Here is a 14,501-nt window from a genome sequence, read left to right on the forward strand (position 1 = left end):
GTCGAGGGCGACGACGCGGGTCTCCCCGTCCCCGTAGACCTTGTTCAGTCCGGTGGCGCGGGCGGCCGCCAGGCCGGTACGGACGGCGGTTGCGGGGATCGTCACGGAGGTGCTCCTGAGGGCGGGAACGGACATTCGGGTTCCGTTCCATCCTCCCAATCCATCCGAACGCGATGCGTATGTCCCGAGGAGGGTCGACCCCCGCCGTCCCGGCGGTACGGCGAGGGCCCTCTCCTTCTCAGGTATGACACCGATCCCTGAGGGCTATGGTCCCCGCGCTACTCCACCGCGACGCCGAACGCGCCCGCCAGCCCGAGCAGACCGTTCGTCACCGCCAGGCCCGACGGGCTGAACTGCCAGCCCCCGCCGGTGCGTTGGAACGAGCCGACGAGCATCGCACTGTCCGGCACACCGCCGGTGCCGGCCGCCCACTGCGCCGGCCCGGCCGCGCCCGGACCGTACGTCGCCGCCAGGGCGACGCCGTGCACGTAGCCGAGCGGCAGGGCCGGCGGCTCCTCCTCCTCGGTGGAGACGGCGACCACCACCTCGTCGACCTTCGGGGCCAACCGCTCCAGGTCCAGGGTCAGCCGGACCGCCCGGGAGGGCTCGCCCGGCACCGAGTGGGTGGGGTGCAGCCGTACGGCGCCGTCCGGGTCCTGCGGGTTGTTGAAGAACACGAAGTGCTCGTCGCTCAGCACCCGCCCGGCGGCGCAGAGGAACGCGGTGACGTCCAGCTCCACCGCGTCCCCGCCGGCCGTCCGGCTCTGCCAGCTGACCGTCAGGCTGCTGTGACGGTCCGTCGGCGCGGCGGCCGCCGCGGGCTTGTCGTCGTTCGCGGCGCTCCCGCCGAGCCGCCCGCGCAGCCCCTGTTCGGCCAACAGCTCGACCAGCTCCGGCCCGCTGACCAGCGTCAGCGGCTTGCCCTCGATGTAGCTGTACGAGCCCCGGCCGAAGCCGGCGGTGGTCACCAGGATGCCCTTGTTCGCCCCGTGGTGGCGGACCGTCGACTCCAGGTCGCGCACCGCCGTCGGGGGGACCGTCTTCCGGTAGCGCTTGGCCTGGATCACGATCTTGCCGCCGGTCACCGGGTCCAGGTCCTCGGCCACCACGTCCACCCCGACGTCGCCGCTGCGGGCGGTGGTCATCACCCGGAAGCCGCGCAGCCGGAACAGCTCGGCGATCAGCTCCTCGAACTCGATCGGGTCCATCTCGAACAGGTCCGGGTCGTCCTCGCCGCCGTGCCCGGCCAGGCTTCCGCCGACCGCCTCCGGCAGCCGGTCCGGCCGCACCTCGTCCAGCCGCTCCGGGCGCGCGGACAGCTTGCCGCCCAGGCCCTGGAAGCACTCCACCGGCACCACCCGGTCCAGCGCCAGCCCGGCGAACTCGGCCCGGGAGGCGGTCAGGGTGGATAGGAAGCGCTCCGCCTCCCGGCCGGTCGCCGGGTCGATGCCGAGGACGAAGCCGTTCAGCACCACCGAGTCCAGCATCCCGTCCCGGTCCGCCCGGAACAGCTCCGCCGCCAGGCGCAGCGCGGACTGCGCCAGCACCTCCCGGTACAGCGCCTTGCGCTCCGTCGCCGGGCGGGCCACCTCGGCCTCGCGGTCGTCCGTCTTCACGTACCGCACCCGGGACGCGGCCGGCACCACGTCCGGGCCGGGCAGCTCCCAGTTCACCACCAGCTGCCGGGTCGACGCCTCCCAGGCCGCCACCAGCCGGTGCGGGAAGCCCTCCGGCCAGGCCGCCGAGGCGTACAGGCCGGCGGTGAAGTACTCCTGCACCGCCGCCGACTCGCCCGCGCGCAGCCGGCGCAGCAACTCCTCGGTCCGGGCGGCGCGTTCCTCGTCCTGGCGGCGGAACTGCGCCGCCCAGGCCAGGTACTCCTGGTGGTAGGCGGCCAGCCGGCGCTGCCGGTCCGCCTCCTGCGCCTGGGCGGCGTACCAGTCCTGCTCGAACCGGGCCCGGGCCTGCGCCAGATACTGCTCGTACTGCCGCCGCACCCCCGGATTGCGCGCCTGCACCTGGTCCGGCGGCGGCACGTGGTACTTCGGGCCGCCCTGATCAGGCATCGCCACCGCCTGGCCCAGCGGACCCGGGTCGAACGGCGGCACCGGGCGCGGTGCCAGCAGCGTCTGCGGGTCGAACGCCGGCGCCCGCAGCCCGGCGGCCAGCAGCCCGCGCAACTCCTCGACCCGGGAGTCCAGTTCGGCCGTCAGCCGGGCCGCCTCCGCCTCCCGGGACTGCTGGTACGCCCGCTGAGCCTCCCGCTCGTTGCGGGCCGCCGCCCGCTGCGCCTCGCGCTGTTCGCGCTCCCGCTGGCGCTCCTGCGCCGCTTCGGCCCGCCAGCGGGCCTCCTCCCGGCGCTGCTGCTGCCGCTGCGCCTCCGCCCAGATCGCCAGCACTCCGTCGTTCCGCCGCCCCGCCACCGTCCACCCCTTCATTGCACGCCGGACCGGTCGCGCCGCCCGCCTCCCGGCCGCGGCGCCCACCGCGCCCGCAACAATAGAACGTGAACACCCCACCGGGCCAAGCCCCGGCGACCTGCACCGCTGCCGGATTTCGGCCGGATCGGCCGGGGGCGGTCCTGGGGCCCGCCCTCAAACCCCCGTCTGCACGGTGATGGTCCCCCAGCCTTCGGCCGGGAGGTACCCCCATCCCGCGCACCCCGACGCCGCGAGGCCCGCCCGCCGGGCGGACGGCGGGGGTTCGAGGACAGGCCCTCGGGGCTCCCGCGGCGCCCGTCCCCGGGGCCCGGCGGGAGTGCGGTGAGGCGGCCGGGCGGGCGTTGTCGGTGGGGGCGGGTACCCTCGCTGGTTCGAGAGGGAGGGTTTGCCCGTGACGATCGCACCGCAGCACCCGGACCGGCCCGGCGGCTGGGTCTCCACCGGGCTGAGCTGGCACGAGGGCCGCGCCCTGCTCGGCGCCGTACACGGCGGCCGGGCGCACGAGCGGGCCGTCACGCCCGGCGCGGAGGTCGGCTGGCTGCTGGGCGGGCCGCGCCGCTGCACCGGCGCCTGGCTCGCCGGGGCGACGGAGCGCACCCCGTGTCCGCACCACGCGGAGATCGCCCCGGACGGCGGCGCGGTGCAGTGCCCGGCCTGCCAGAGCGTCGACCGGGGCCTGGCCCTCGCCCGGGACCGGATCCTCGACGACGGTCGGACGTACCTGCTCTACCTCGCCTGGTTCGGCGACGGCCTGCTGAAGGTCGGCCTGACCGCCGAGCAGCGCGGCGACAGCCGGCTGCTCGAACAGGGGGCGCTGGCCTATGCGTTCACCGCCCGGGGTGGTCTCCCGGCGATCCGGCGCGCCGAACTCACCGTCGCCGCCTCGGGGCTGGCCCGCGAGCGGTTCAAGGTCCGGCTCAAGACCGAGCACTGGTGGGCGCACGGCGATGAGCCGTACCGCCGGGCCGTGCTCGCCGAGGCCCGGGCCCAGGCACACCGCCTGCTGGACGGCCACGCCGTGGAGCTGCTCGCCGACCGTCCGGTGGTCGACCACGTGGTGCGGTTCGGGCTGTCCGGCGGAGCCCCGGAGGCGTACCGGCAGATCGGCGGCCTGGCCGCCGGGGCGGTGATCGCGGGCACCCTGCGGGCGCCGGTCGGCCGTCACCTCTTCCTGGACCAGGCCGACGGCTCCGGCCCGCTGCTGCTGGACACCCGCCTGCTCACCGGCTGGACGCTCACCGCGGTCACGGGGCGCGCCACGGCGGGCGTCGCCCTGGAGGAGCGGGTCCGCCCGCCGGAGCCGGACACCCAGGAGGCGCTGTTCTGACCTCGACCGGTTGCTTGTTGAAACCAGAGGGTTTAGCCTCACCCGTGCCGGTTTCAATCTGCTACCAGCATGGAGCGAGCCCGACCATGATCGCCGCCCACGAGAGCTTCGACGGCACCTTCCCGTACGCGCCGCACTTCAGCACCGCCCCCGGCTTCCCGATGCACTACGTCGACGAGGGCGACGGCCCCGTGCTGCTCTGCCTGCACGGCGAACTCACCTGGGGCTACCTCTTCCGCGACCTGGTCCGCCGCCTGGCCCCGACCCACCGGGTGGTGGTCCCGGACCACATGGGCTTCGGCAAGAGCGCGACGCCGGCCGACCGCACCTACCGGCTGCAGGACCACGTCGACAACCTGGAGGCGCTGGTCCTCGACCTCGGCCTGCGCGACGTCACCCTCGTCCTGCACGACTTCGGCGGCCCGGTCGGCATGGGGCTGGCCGCCCGCCACCCCGAGCTGATCGCCCGGGTGGCCAGCCTCAACGGGCCGACGCCGTTCGGCCAGCCCGGCCTCGGCGACGCGCTGGCGGCCAACTCCGCCGAGTCCCCGTGGTTCCGCTGGATCGCCCGGGCGCACGCCGACGGCACCCTCGACGCCGTCCTCGGCGAGCTCGGCTACACGATCCTGAGCATCCTGAAGCTCAACGGCTTCCAGAACAACGCCCTGATCACCGACACCTGGCTGACCGCCTACGGCTCGGCCTTCCCCACCCGGGCGGAGGCGGCCGGGGCGCTCGGCTGGGCGAAGGGCTTCGCGGTCGGGGCGCACGCGTTCGAGACCCCGACCGTCGAGGCCCGGACCGCCCTGGCGGCGCTGCCCGCCCTCGCGCTCTGGGGTGCGGCCGACCGGACGCTGGGTGCCCGGCACTTCCTGCCGCTGTTCACCGAGGCGTTCCCGCGCGGCCGGGCCGTCGAGCTGCCGGGCGTCGGGCACTACAGCCCCGAGGACGCCCCGGACACCGTCGCGGCCGTGCTGGAGCAGTTCCTCGCGACCACGCCCACCCGGGGCTGAGGCCTGATCGGAGTCGACGCCGGCTCGGCGTCGACGTTCAGCCCAGCCTGCTGCGGACCCCGCCCGGGCCGGACCGGGCCCGGCGGGACAGCGGCGGCCGGGACGGACGGACGTCGCCGCGCGCGGTCGGCTCGCCGTCCGTCACCCGGCGGGCCAGCGCGGCCCGGGCGGCGGCCAGGGCGACACGGGCGAGCAGCGGGTCCTCCTGGACGCCGGCGGCGTGCTTGGCCGACTGGCAGCGCGAGCACCAGACCGGCGAGGCCGGTCCGTCCGGGTAGGCCATGCTCTCGGGCGGCAGGTAGTGCCCGCCGCACTCGACGCACTCGAAGACCAACCTCATCCGACGATCACCGTCCCGGATCCGTGGCACCGACCGCAGGGCGACCAGAAGGTGTGGATCCTCGGCACCGTGTTTCCTTCCTCGTCCCGCTCGACCGTGGCTTCGGTCTTCTCGGTCCCCCCGGACCCTCCGCACCCGGAACAGGACTGAACCTCGGGCATATGCCGTCCTTCCGTGGTGGAGAACCACCGTAGCGCGATTTTCCGGACGGGAGCGCAGGTCCTGACGATCCGCCACTCCGATGGGGAGCGCGCGAACGTCCCGCGCGCCCCGTCGCACGCCGTCGGCCCCGCGCCTGAGGACGTGGGGCCGGGCACGCGGGGCCGGGGACGTGGGGCCGGGGACGTGGGGCCGGGGTCGGGGGGCCGGGGACGTGGGGCCGGGCGGGCAGGCCGGTCAGCCGCGTGCGGCCCGCAGGAACTCCCGGTTCATCGCGGCGATGCTGGGGAGTGGGATGCCCTTGGGGCAGGCGGTGGCGCACTCACCGGTGTTGGTGCAGCCGCCGAAGCCCTCGGCGTCCATCGCCGTGACCATGTTCCGCACCCGGGACGCGCGCTCCGGCGCGCCCTGGGGGAGCACGTTGAGGTGGACCACCTTGGCGGAGGTGAACAGCATCGCCGAGCCGTTCGGGCAGGCCGCCACGCAGGCGCCGCAGCCGATGCACTCGGCGTGCTCGAAGGCGGTGTCGGCGGCCTCCTTGGGGACGGGTGTGGCGTGCGCGTCGGGGGCGCTGCCGGTGGGGGCGGAGATGTAGCCGCCGGAGCCGATGATCCGGTCGAAGGCGGAGCGGTCCACCACCAGGTCCTTGACCACCGGGAAGGCCGCCGCCCGCCACGGCTCGACGTCGATGGTGTCGCCGTCCTGGAAGTGCCGCATGTGCAGCTGGCAGGTGGTGGTCCGCTCGGGGCCGTGGGCCTGGCCGTTGATGACCATGCCGCAGGCGCCGCAGATGCCCTCACGGCAGTCGTGGTCGAAGGCGACGGGCTGGTCCCCGAGGGTGATCAGCTCCTCGTTGAGGGTGTCGAGCATCTCCAGGAAGGACATGTCGGGGCTGATGCCGCCGACCTGGTAGGTGGTCATCGACCCGGGTGCGTCCGGGCCCGCCTGGCGCCAGATGCGCAGGGTGAGGTTCATGCGTAGCTCCGCTGGGTGGGGTGGACGTGCTCGAAGTCGAGGGCCTCGCGGTGGAGGACGGGGGCGGCGCCGGTGCCGGTGAACTCCCAGGCGGCGGCGTAGCCGTACTCCTCGTCGCGCCGGGCGGCCTCGCCGTCGGGGGTCTGGCTCTCGGTGCGGAAGTGGCCGCCGCAGGACTCGGCGCGGTGCAGGGCGTCCAGGCACATGAGTTCGGCGAGCTCGAAGTAGTCGACGAGCCGGTTGGCCTTCTCCAGCGCCTGGTTGAGCTCCTGCCCGGTGCCGGGCACCTTGATCCGGCGCCAGAACTCCTCGCGCAGCTGCGGGATGCGCGCCAGCGCGCGGCGCAGCCCCGCCTCGTCGCGGGCCATGCCGCACTCGTCCCAGAGGAGTTCGCCCAGCTCGCGGTGGAAGGAGTCGGGAGTGCGGTCGCCGTCCACCGAGAGGATGAGGTTGAGGCGGTCCTCGACCTCGGCCTCGGCCTCGACGACCGACGGGTGGTCGGTGGGCACGGCGGGCAGCGGGTTGCGGGCCAGGTAGTCGTTGAGGGTGGGCGGCAGCACGAAGTAGCCGTCGGCGAGGCCCTGCATGAGCGCGCTGGCGCCGAGTCGGTTGGCGCCGTGGTCGGAGAAGTTGGCCTCCCCGACGGCGAACAGGCCGGGGACGGTGGTCTGCAGGTCGTAGTCGACCCAGAGCCCGCCCATCGTGTAGTGGATCGCGGGATAGATCCGCATCGGCACCTGGTACGGGTCCTCGGCGGTGATCCGCTCGTACATGTCGAACAGGTTGCCGTACTTGGCGGCGACGGCGTCCCGGCCCAGCCGGCGGATGGCGTCGGCGAAATCGAGGTAGACGCCCTGCCCGCCGGGGCCGACGCCGCGGCCCTCGTCGCAGACGTTCTTGGCGGCGCGGGAGGCGATGTCGCGCGGCACCAGGTTGCCGAAGGCGGGGTAGATCCGCTCCAGGTAGTAGTCCCGCTCGTCCTCGGGGATCTCGGCTGGCGGTCGGGTGTCGCCCTGGGCCTTGGGCACCCAGATCCGGCCGTCGTTGCGCAGCGACTCGCTCATCAGGGTGAGCTTGGACTGGTGGTCGCCGGAGCGCGGGATGCAGGTGGGGTGGATCTGGGTGAAGCACGGGTTGGCGAAGTGAGCGCCGCGCCGGTGGGCCCGCCAGATCGCGGTGGCGTTGGAGTTCTTGGCGTTGGTGGAGAGGTAGAAGACGTTGCCGTAGCCGCCGGTGGCGAGCACCACGGCGTCCGCGGTGTAGGTGCTGATCGCGCCGGTGACCAGGTCGCGGGCGACGATGCCCCGGGCCCGGCCGTCGACGACGAGCAGGTCGAGCATCTCGGTGCGCGGGTGGATCTCCACGTTCCCGGCGGCGATCTGCCGGGACAGCGCCTGGTAGGCGCCGAGCAGCAGCTGCTGGCCGGTCTGGCCCCGGGCGTAGAAGGTGCGGGAGACCTGCACGCCGCCGAAGGAGCGGGTGTCCAGCAGGCCGCCGTACTCGCGGGCGAACGGGACGCCCTGGGCCACGCACTGGTCGATGATCTCCACCGACACCTGGGCGAGCCGGTGCACGTTGGACTCGCGGGCGCGGAAGTCGCCGCCCTTGACGGTGTCGTAGAACAGCCGGCGGATCGAGTCGCCGTCGTTGCGGTAGTTCTTGGCCGCGTTGATGCCGCCCTGGGCGGCGATCGAGTGGGCGCGCCGGGGGGAGTCCTGGAAGCAGAACTGGACGACGTGGTAGCCCTGTTCGGCCAGCGTGGCGCCGGCCGCGCCGCCGGCCAGGCCGGTGCCGACCACGATCACGGTGTGCTTGCGCCGGTTGGCCGGGTTGACCAGTTTGGCGTCGAACCGCCGCTGGTCCCAGCGCTGTTCGATCGGCCCGGTGGGGGCCTTGGTGTCGGCGATGGGCTCGCCGACCCGGTAGTCGCTGTAGTCGCTCAACTCACCACTCCGGTCATCACGGCCACGGGGACGGACAGGAAGCCTGCGGTCAGCACGAGCGCCAGGCCGTTGGCGGTCAGCTTCAGCGCCCGGTCGCGGCGGGCGTTGTTGGCGCCGAGGGTCTGCGCGGCGCTCCAGAAGCCGTGCCGGATGTGGAAGCCGAGGGCCAGCATCGCGACGATGTAGAACACGTCGACGTACCAGCGGCCGAAGGAGGCCACGACGTTCTGGTACGGGTGGCCCTCCTCGGCGACCGGGTTCACGGTCAGCGTGGTGAGGTCGAGGATGTGCCAGACGATGAACAGCGCCAGGATCACCCCGCCCCAGCGCATGGTCCGGGTCGCGTAGCTCGCCCGGCGGCGCTTGTGGACGTACTTGCTCGGCCGGGCGGCGAGGTCGCGCCGGCTGAGCTGGTAGGCGGACACGCCGTGCAGCAGGACGGCGGCGAGCAGGCCGAACCGGGCGATCCAGAGGAACCACTCGTGGCCGAGGAACGGCTGGCCGATGGTGCGCAGCCAGGCCGCGTAGCCGTTGATGTCGTCGGGGCCGGCGAAGACCTTGAGGTTGCCCAGCATGTGCGCGACCAGGTACAGCAGCATGACCAGCCCGCTGACGGCCATCACCGCCTTCTTGCCGACGGTCGACCGCCACAGGGTCGCCAGGGTGGACGGGCGCCGGGCCGTCCGAGTCGCGGTTGTCATGGCAGCAACGGTAGGGACGGGCGCCAGGGTGCGTCCAAGACATGCTGCGGCTCACGACGATAGGCACCGGCTATCGACGCGGCCTATCCTGGCCGTGTGCAGCTCCAGCAACTCCGCTACTTCCTCGCCGTCGCCGAGACCCGCCACTTCACCCGCGCGGCCGAGGCGGCGCACGTGGCACAGCCGTCCCTCTCGCAACAGATCCGGTCACTGGAGCGGGAGTTGGGCGCCGAGCTGTTCCACCGCACCCGCGGCAACATCGCCCTGACCGACGCCGGGGACGCCCTGCTGCCGCTGGCCCGGCGCATCCTCGCCGACACCGAGAGCGCCCGCCTGGCCGTCCAGGAGACGGTGCAGCTGCGCCGCGGCCGGGTCCGGCTGGGCGCGCCGCCGAGCCTGTGCACCAGCCTGGTGCCGGACGTGCTGCGGCTGTTCCGGGACCGCTACCCGGGGGTGGCGCTGGGGGTGCGCGAGGGCGGCTCGCGCGACCTGGTGCGCTGGCTGGCGGCGGGGGAGCTGGACCTCGCGCTGATCATCACCCCGCCGAGCGGCGAGGCGGCGCCCGCCCTCGCGGTCACCGAGCTGCTGCACGAGGAGCTGGTGCTGGTCTCCGCCGAGCGGCGGGCCCGGCGCAAGGTCCGGGTGGCAGAGCTCAGGGGGTGCCCGCTGGTGATGTTCCGCGAGGGCTACGACGTCCGCGAAGCGACGCTCGCGGCCTGCCGGGCGGCGGGCTTCGAGCCGGAGTTCGCGGTGGAGGGCGGCGAGATGGACGCGGTGCTGGGCTTCGTCCGGGCCGGGATCGGGCCCGCCGTGGTGCCCGGCATGGTGGCGGCCCGCTCGGGCCTGTCCGTCACCCCGTTCGCCAAACCGGGCCTGGGCCGCACCATCGCCGTCGCCCACGGCCACGAGGTGCCGCTCACCCGTGCCGCGGAGGCGCTGCACACCACCCTGCTGGCCCACCTGCGCGACGCCGCCGAGGACGGCGAACTCCCGCCGGGGACGCGGCTGTTGCTGCCGTGAGGTCCGCTCCTCACGGCGCGACCCGGAAGGTGGCTGGCATGTGCACTGGAGCCACAACACTCTGAACCGTCTTCGTGACCGCCGACTACGCCGCGCTCGGGCAGAGCGCGGCCGGGGTCGTCCGTGGCACCACCGGCGTCTGGCTGGCCTGTCTCTCCGCCCGCGCCCACTCCCTCCTCGGCGACGGCGAGGCCACCCGCACCGCCATCCAGCAGGCCGAGGACGCCCGCGCGGCCACCGAATCCGACGACCTCGACGCCTTCGGCGGCATCATGACCTTTCCGCTGCCCCGCCAGCTCTACTACGTCGCCGAGGCCACCGTGCAGCTCGGCGAGGACGCCGCACTCGGCGAGAGCCAGTCCGAGGCCGCCGTCGCCGCCTATCGCGACGCCTCCGAGGACGACTGGGCCTTCGGCGACGAAGCCGGCGCCCAGACCGACCTCGCCCTCGCCCGCATCGCCCGGGGAGAGATCGAAGGCGCTGTCGAGGCCGTCCGCCCGGTGCTCGACCTTCCTGTCGAGCGGCGGAACTTCGGCATCGTCAGCAGCGCCCAGCGGGTCCACGCCGCACTGCACCGCGACGGCCGCCGCGGCGCCGGTGCGGCGGCCGACCTGCGCGAGGAGATTGAGGCCTTCACCGCCACCCCGACCTCGGTCCTCGTCCGGTGACCCCACGGATAGGCTCCGCAGCCATGACCCCAGTTCACCTGACCGGCCCCAACCTGGCACTGCGCGAGGTCGAACCCGAGGACGCCGACGCCCTCCTGGCCATCTACGGCGACCCCGAAGCCACCCGGCACCTCAGCTTCGAACCCCGCACCCGCGAACAGGTCCAGGCGATCACCGCCCGCTCCATCGACTCCGCGAACGCTACCCCGCGAACCGAGTACTGCCTCGCCATCACCCGGCTCGGCGAGCACCAACTGATCGGCTACGCACGCCTGGCCACCGAGCCTCAGCAGGCCGCCACCATCGGCTTCGCCCTCCACCCGGCCGAGTGGGGCAAGGGCTTCGGCACGGAGACCGTTCACCTGCTGTGCTCCCTCGGCTTCAACGTCCTCGGCCTGCACCGCATCTGGGCCGCCCGCTCCCCGCTCAACGAGGCCTCCGAGCGCACCCTGCTGCGAGCCGGGATGACCGAGGACGGGCGGATCCGTGACCACGTCTTCGTTCACGGCGCCTGGCGTGACTCGATCACCTACTCGATCCTGGAGCACGAGTGGACACCGATCGACGGCTGGGATCAGCAGCGCCGTCCAGCCTGATGGTGGAAGCAGCGCGAGTTGGTGATGTCGGCCGGGCTGGGCCGGGCGCGGTCGGTGGGCGGCCAGGTCTGTGAAGCCGCTGCTGCCGCACCGGCACCAGCGGCTCGGGCTTCTCGACGGTCCTTTCGACGAACCCCCCATGCGAACGGACATGAGTGGTGCGCAGGTCTGTCGGCTCCGTTCAGTCGAAGACCGACTCGGCAATCGAGAGGGGCTGCTCGACGGACCCTGGGAATGACGGACCGGCCCCAGGGCGGGCGCCCGGGGCCGGTCCGTCGGCGGTCGGGTCAGGCCGGCAGCACGGCCTCGATCGCGGCGGTCAGCTCGTCCGCCTCCGGGTCGACCCGCGGCCGGATCCGGGCCGCCACGGTGCCGTCCGGGGAGACCAGGAACTTCTCGAAGTTCCAGGCGACGTCGCCGGCCTCGCCCTCGGCGTCGGCGACCTGCGTCAGCTGCCGGTACAGCGGGTGCCGGTCCTCGCCGTTGACGTCGATCTTCTCGAACAGCGGGAAGGTCACGCCGTACGTGGTCGAGCAGAAGGTCTGGATCTCCTCGGCGCTGCCCGGCTCCTGCCCGGCGAACTGGTTGCACGGGAAGCCCAGCACGGTGAAGCCGCGCCCGGCGTAGCGCTCCTGGAGCCGCTCCAGGCCGGCGTACTGCGGGGTCAGGCCGCACTTGGACGCGACGTTGACGATCAGCAGCGCCTTGCCCTTGTGGTCGGCCAGCGAGGTGGGCTCGCCGGAGAGCGTGCGCAGGGGGATGTCGTACAGGCTCACGGTGGTGGTCCTTTCGGCAGGTTGGCAGCGGGTTCTCGCCCGGGCACACGGTAGCGGTCCCGGACGGCTCAACCGTGCCGGCGCCGCTGGTGTTCCGGGCGCGAGGGGCGTACGGAGCGGCTCGTCCGCCCCCGCGCAACCAGTCAGAGCGCGAGCGGCCTGATCGCGGTCGGCGCGTGCTCGGGGAGGGTGGCGACCTCCTCCCACTCGTTGACCTTGTCGATGTCGGCCGCGGCCATCGAGATGTTGGTGACCCGCTCCAGGATCGCCTCGACGACGACCGGGACGCGGAACTCGGCGGCCAGCTTCTTGGCCTCCTCGAAGGCCGGCAGCAGGCCCTCGGGCTCGGTGACCCGGATCGCCTTGCAGCCCAGGCCCTCGGCGACCTTGACGTGGTCCACGCCGTAGACGCCCAGCTCCGGCGCGTTGATGTTCTCGAACTCCAGCTTGACCTGGAAGTCGATGTCGAAGTTGCGCTGCGCCTGGCGGATCAGGCCCAGGTACGAGTTGTTCACCAGCACGTGGACGTACGGGATCCGGTGCTGGGCGCCGACCGCCAGCTCCTCGACCATGAACTGGAAGTCGTAGTCGCCGGAGAGCGCGACGATCTGGCCCTCGGGGTCGGCGGTGGCGACGCCCAGCGCGGCCGGGATGGTCCAGCCGAGCGGGCCGGCCTGGCCGCAGTTGATCCAGTGCCGCGGCTGGTAGACGTGCAGCATCTGCGCGCCGGCGATCTGGGAGAGGCCGATCGTGGTGACGTAGCGGGTCTCCGGGCCGAAGGCCCTGTTCATCTCCTCGTAGACGCGCTGCGGCTTGATCGGCACGTTGTCGAAGTGGGTGCGGCGCTGCAGCTGAGCCTTGCGGGCCTGGGCGGAGGCGGCCCACTCGCTGCGGTCCTTGAGCCGGCCGGCGGCCTTGAGTTCCCCGGCCACCTGGACGAAGAGCTCCAGCGCGGCCTTGGCGTCGGAGGCGATGCCGAGGTCGGGCGCGAAGATCTTGCCGATCTGGGTGGGCTCGACGTCGACGTGGACGAACTTGCGGCCCGCGGTGTAGACGTCCAGGCCGCCGGTGTGGCGGTTGGCCCAGCGGTTGCCGATGCCCAGGACGAAGTCCGAGGCGAGGAAGTTCTCGTTCCCGTAGCGGTGCGAGGTCTGCAGGCCGACCATGCCGGCGTTCAGCTCGTGGTCGTCGGGGACGATGCCCCAGCCCATCAGGGTCGGGACGACCGGGACGCCGGTCAGCTCGGCGAACTCCCGCAGCAGGTCGGCGGCGTCGGCGTTGATGACGCCGCCGCCGGCGACGATCAGCGGGCGCTCGGACTCCTGGAGCAGCGCGATGGCCTTCTCGATCTGGATCCGGTTGGCGGCCGGCTTGTAGACCGGGAGCGGCTGGTAGGCCTCGGGGTCGAAGTCGATCTCGGTCAGCTGGACGTCGATCGGCAGGTCGATCAGGACCGGGCCCGGACGGCCGGAGCGCATCAGGTGGAAGGCCTGCTGGAACACGCCGGGGACCTGCGCGGCCTCCAGCACGGTGGTGGCGGCCTTGGTGACGGGCTTGGCGATCGAGGCGATGTCGACGGCCTGGAAGTCCTCCTTGTGCAGGCGGGCGACCGGGGCCTGGCCGGTGATGCACAGGATCGGGATGGAGTCGGCGATCGCCGAGTACAGGCCGGTGATCATGTCGGTGCCGGCCGGGCCCGAGGTGCCGATGCAGACGCCGATGTTGCCGGCCTCGGCGCGGGTGTAGCCCTCGGCCATGTGGGAGGCGCCCTCGACGTGCCGGGCCAGCGTGTGCCGGATCCCGCCGGAGGCCTTGAGCGCGGCGTAGAACGGGTTGATGGCCGCGCCCGGCACGCCGAACGCGACGTCAACGCCTTCGAGCTTGAGGATCTCCACTGCCGCGCGGGCGGCTGTCATACGAGGCATCGGGTTTCTCCTGCGTCGGCCCGCAGTGGGTCGGAGGGCTCATCTCCAGAATTCCACCATACGGAAGAATGGTTTCTGTATGCGGAAACACGGTACGGCGGGGCCCGTCGGGGCGTCAAGGGGGGCTTCAACAGAATGTGGAAGTCGGCTCCGGGGTGTGAAACCGCAGGTCGCCGCGGGCGCGGGGGTGTGGCGTCCGGGTATCGGGCCAGGCTGTCACGGTGGCTTCGGTTGGGCCATGACCGCTTCCTCCAGCGCCGGGTGCCTTCCGGGCCGGCCGGCTCGTTGCTTGCTGCAAACGGTGCTGCACGGGCCTGGTTCGTACACCTGGTCGCCGATCGTGCTGGTGTGCCCAGGGAAGCGGCCGCTCCGGGCCGGAAAGCGCGGCCGGTGTGCAGCGCGGGTGAAGGGACGGTGTCCGAGGTGGGCCCGCCCCGCGCCGCTGGGTACTGTCGGTGCCACGCCGGGCCCGTGACGTCCAACTGAGGCCGCGGCAGGGGGAGTTGGGATCGTCCGGGAGCGGGGGAGCTCCAGCGGCCGGTCCCGTCCAGGACCAGCGCGCCCGGTCCGCCGCACCCGAGCGAGGGACGCACCCCCTGACCGCACCGACCCGACAC

12 protein-coding genes are annotated in these 14,501 nt (G+C 73.1%); 5 read left to right on the forward strand and 7 right to left on the reverse strand.

Annotation, left to right across the window (positions count from 1 at the left end; all coding sequences use genetic code 11):
* Window positions 1-278 precede the first annotated feature (278 nt).
* Window positions 279-2,423 carry a restriction endonuclease gene (locus P3T27_RS39605; RefSeq protein WP_280686223.1) on the reverse strand — a complete coding sequence of 715 codons (2,145 nt, stop codon included), beginning with the start codon at window positions 2,421-2,423 and terminating at the stop codon, window positions 279-281.
* A gap of 409 nt (window positions 2,424-2,832) precedes the next feature.
* Between P3T27_RS39605 and P3T27_RS39610 the strand changes: the two genes are divergently transcribed.
* Together P3T27_RS39610 and P3T27_RS39615 are read left to right on the forward strand one after the other, a co-directional pair.
* On the forward strand, window positions 2,833-3,768 hold the full coding sequence (locus P3T27_RS39610; RefSeq protein WP_280686224.1) for a DUF2797 domain-containing protein: 936 nt from the start codon (window positions 2,833-2,835) through the stop codon (window positions 3,766-3,768).
* A gap of 86 nt (window positions 3,769-3,854) precedes the next feature.
* Entirely contained in the window at window positions 3,855-4,781 is a 927-nt protein-coding gene (locus P3T27_RS39615) for an alpha/beta fold hydrolase (protein WP_280686225.1), read from the forward strand.
* A gap of 37 nt (window positions 4,782-4,818) precedes the next feature.
* Here the strand turns inward: P3T27_RS39615 and P3T27_RS39620 are convergent, their stop codons facing one another.
* The 4 genes from P3T27_RS39620 to P3T27_RS39635 form a co-directional block, all read right to left on the reverse strand.
* Window positions 4,819-5,121, reverse strand: a complete 303-nt coding sequence (locus P3T27_RS39620; protein ID WP_280686226.1) for a hypothetical protein — start codon at window positions 5,119-5,121, stop codon at window positions 4,819-4,821.
* A 396-nt stretch (window positions 5,122-5,517) separates the two neighbouring features.
* Window positions 5,518-6,255, reverse strand: coding sequence for a succinate dehydrogenase/fumarate reductase iron-sulfur subunit (locus P3T27_RS39625; RefSeq protein ID WP_280686227.1), 738 nt, complete (start codon window positions 6,253-6,255; stop codon window positions 5,518-5,520).
* Window positions 6,252-8,198 carry a fumarate reductase/succinate dehydrogenase flavoprotein subunit gene (locus tag P3T27_RS39630; RefSeq protein WP_280686228.1) on the reverse strand — a complete coding sequence of 649 codons (1,947 nt, stop codon included), beginning with the start codon at window positions 8,196-8,198 and terminating at the stop codon, window positions 6,252-6,254. The genes P3T27_RS39625 and P3T27_RS39630 overlap by 4 nt, the downstream gene beginning before the upstream one ends.
* Window positions 8,195-8,899, reverse strand: coding sequence for a succinate dehydrogenase cytochrome b subunit (locus P3T27_RS39635; protein ID WP_280686229.1), 705 nt, complete (start codon window positions 8,897-8,899; stop codon window positions 8,195-8,197). Before P3T27_RS39635 ends, P3T27_RS39630 begins: the two co-directional genes overlap by 4 nt.
* Window positions 8,900-8,995: 96 nt before the next feature.
* On the opposite strand from P3T27_RS39635, the gene P3T27_RS39640 reads away from it, so the two are divergent.
* From P3T27_RS39640 to P3T27_RS39650, 3 genes are all read left to right on the forward strand, one after another.
* Window positions 8,996-9,919, forward strand: coding sequence for a LysR substrate-binding domain-containing protein (locus P3T27_RS39640; RefSeq protein ID WP_280686230.1), 924 nt, complete (start codon window positions 8,996-8,998; stop codon window positions 9,917-9,919).
* A 74-nt stretch (window positions 9,920-9,993) separates the two neighbouring features.
* Window positions 9,994-10,587: a hypothetical protein gene (locus P3T27_RS39645; protein ID WP_280686231.1), complete on the forward strand. Its 594-nt coding sequence runs from the start codon at window positions 9,994-9,996 to the stop codon at window positions 10,585-10,587.
* Between the two features lie 23 nt (window positions 10,588-10,610).
* Window positions 10,611-11,183, forward strand: a complete 573-nt coding sequence (locus tag P3T27_RS39650) for a GNAT family protein (protein WP_280686232.1) — start codon at window positions 10,611-10,613, stop codon at window positions 11,181-11,183.
* A gap of 287 nt (window positions 11,184-11,470) precedes the next feature.
* Here the strand turns inward: P3T27_RS39650 and P3T27_RS39655 are convergent, their stop codons facing one another.
* Both P3T27_RS39655 and gcl read right to left on the reverse strand, forming a co-directional pair.
* Window positions 11,471-11,959 carry a glutathione peroxidase gene (locus tag P3T27_RS39655; RefSeq protein ID WP_280686233.1) on the reverse strand — a complete coding sequence of 163 codons (489 nt, stop codon included), beginning with the start codon at window positions 11,957-11,959 and terminating at the stop codon, window positions 11,471-11,473.
* 143 nt (window positions 11,960-12,102) lie between these two features.
* Window positions 12,103-13,884 carry a glyoxylate carboligase gene (gcl, locus tag P3T27_RS39660; protein ID WP_280686234.1) on the reverse strand — a complete coding sequence of 594 codons (1,782 nt, stop codon included), beginning with the start codon at window positions 13,882-13,884 and terminating at the stop codon, window positions 12,103-12,105.
* Window positions 13,885-14,501 lie beyond the last annotated feature (617 nt).

The sequence above is a fragment of the Kitasatospora sp. MAA19 genome (assembly GCF_029894125.1).
Taxonomy (GTDB): Bacteria; Actinomycetota; Actinomycetes; order Streptomycetales; family Streptomycetaceae; genus Kitasatospora.

Bases quoted from the DNA above. Each gene is read 5' to 3' on its own strand.
- P3T27_RS39620 (WP_280686226.1), bottom strand. From the start codon at position 5,121: ATGAGGTTGGTCTTCGAGTGCGTCGAGTGCGGCGGGCACTACCTGCCG.
- P3T27_RS39635 (WP_280686229.1), bottom strand. From the start codon at position 8,899: ATGACAACCGCGACTCGGACGGCCCGGCGCCCGTCCACCCTGGCGACC.
- P3T27_RS39615 (WP_280686225.1), top strand. From the start codon at position 3,855: ATGATCGCCGCCCACGAGAGCTTCGACGGCACCTTCCCGTACGCGCCG.
- P3T27_RS39650 (WP_280686232.1), top strand. From the start codon at position 10,611: ATGACCCCAGTTCACCTGACCGGCCCCAACCTGGCACTGCGCGAGGTC.
- P3T27_RS39625 (WP_280686227.1), bottom strand. From the start codon at position 6,255: ATGAACCTCACCCTGCGCATCTGGCGCCAGGCGGGCCCGGACGCACCC.
- gcl (WP_280686234.1), bottom strand. From the start codon at position 13,884: ATGCCTCGTATGACAGCCGCCCGCGCGGCAGTGGAGATCCTCAAGCTC.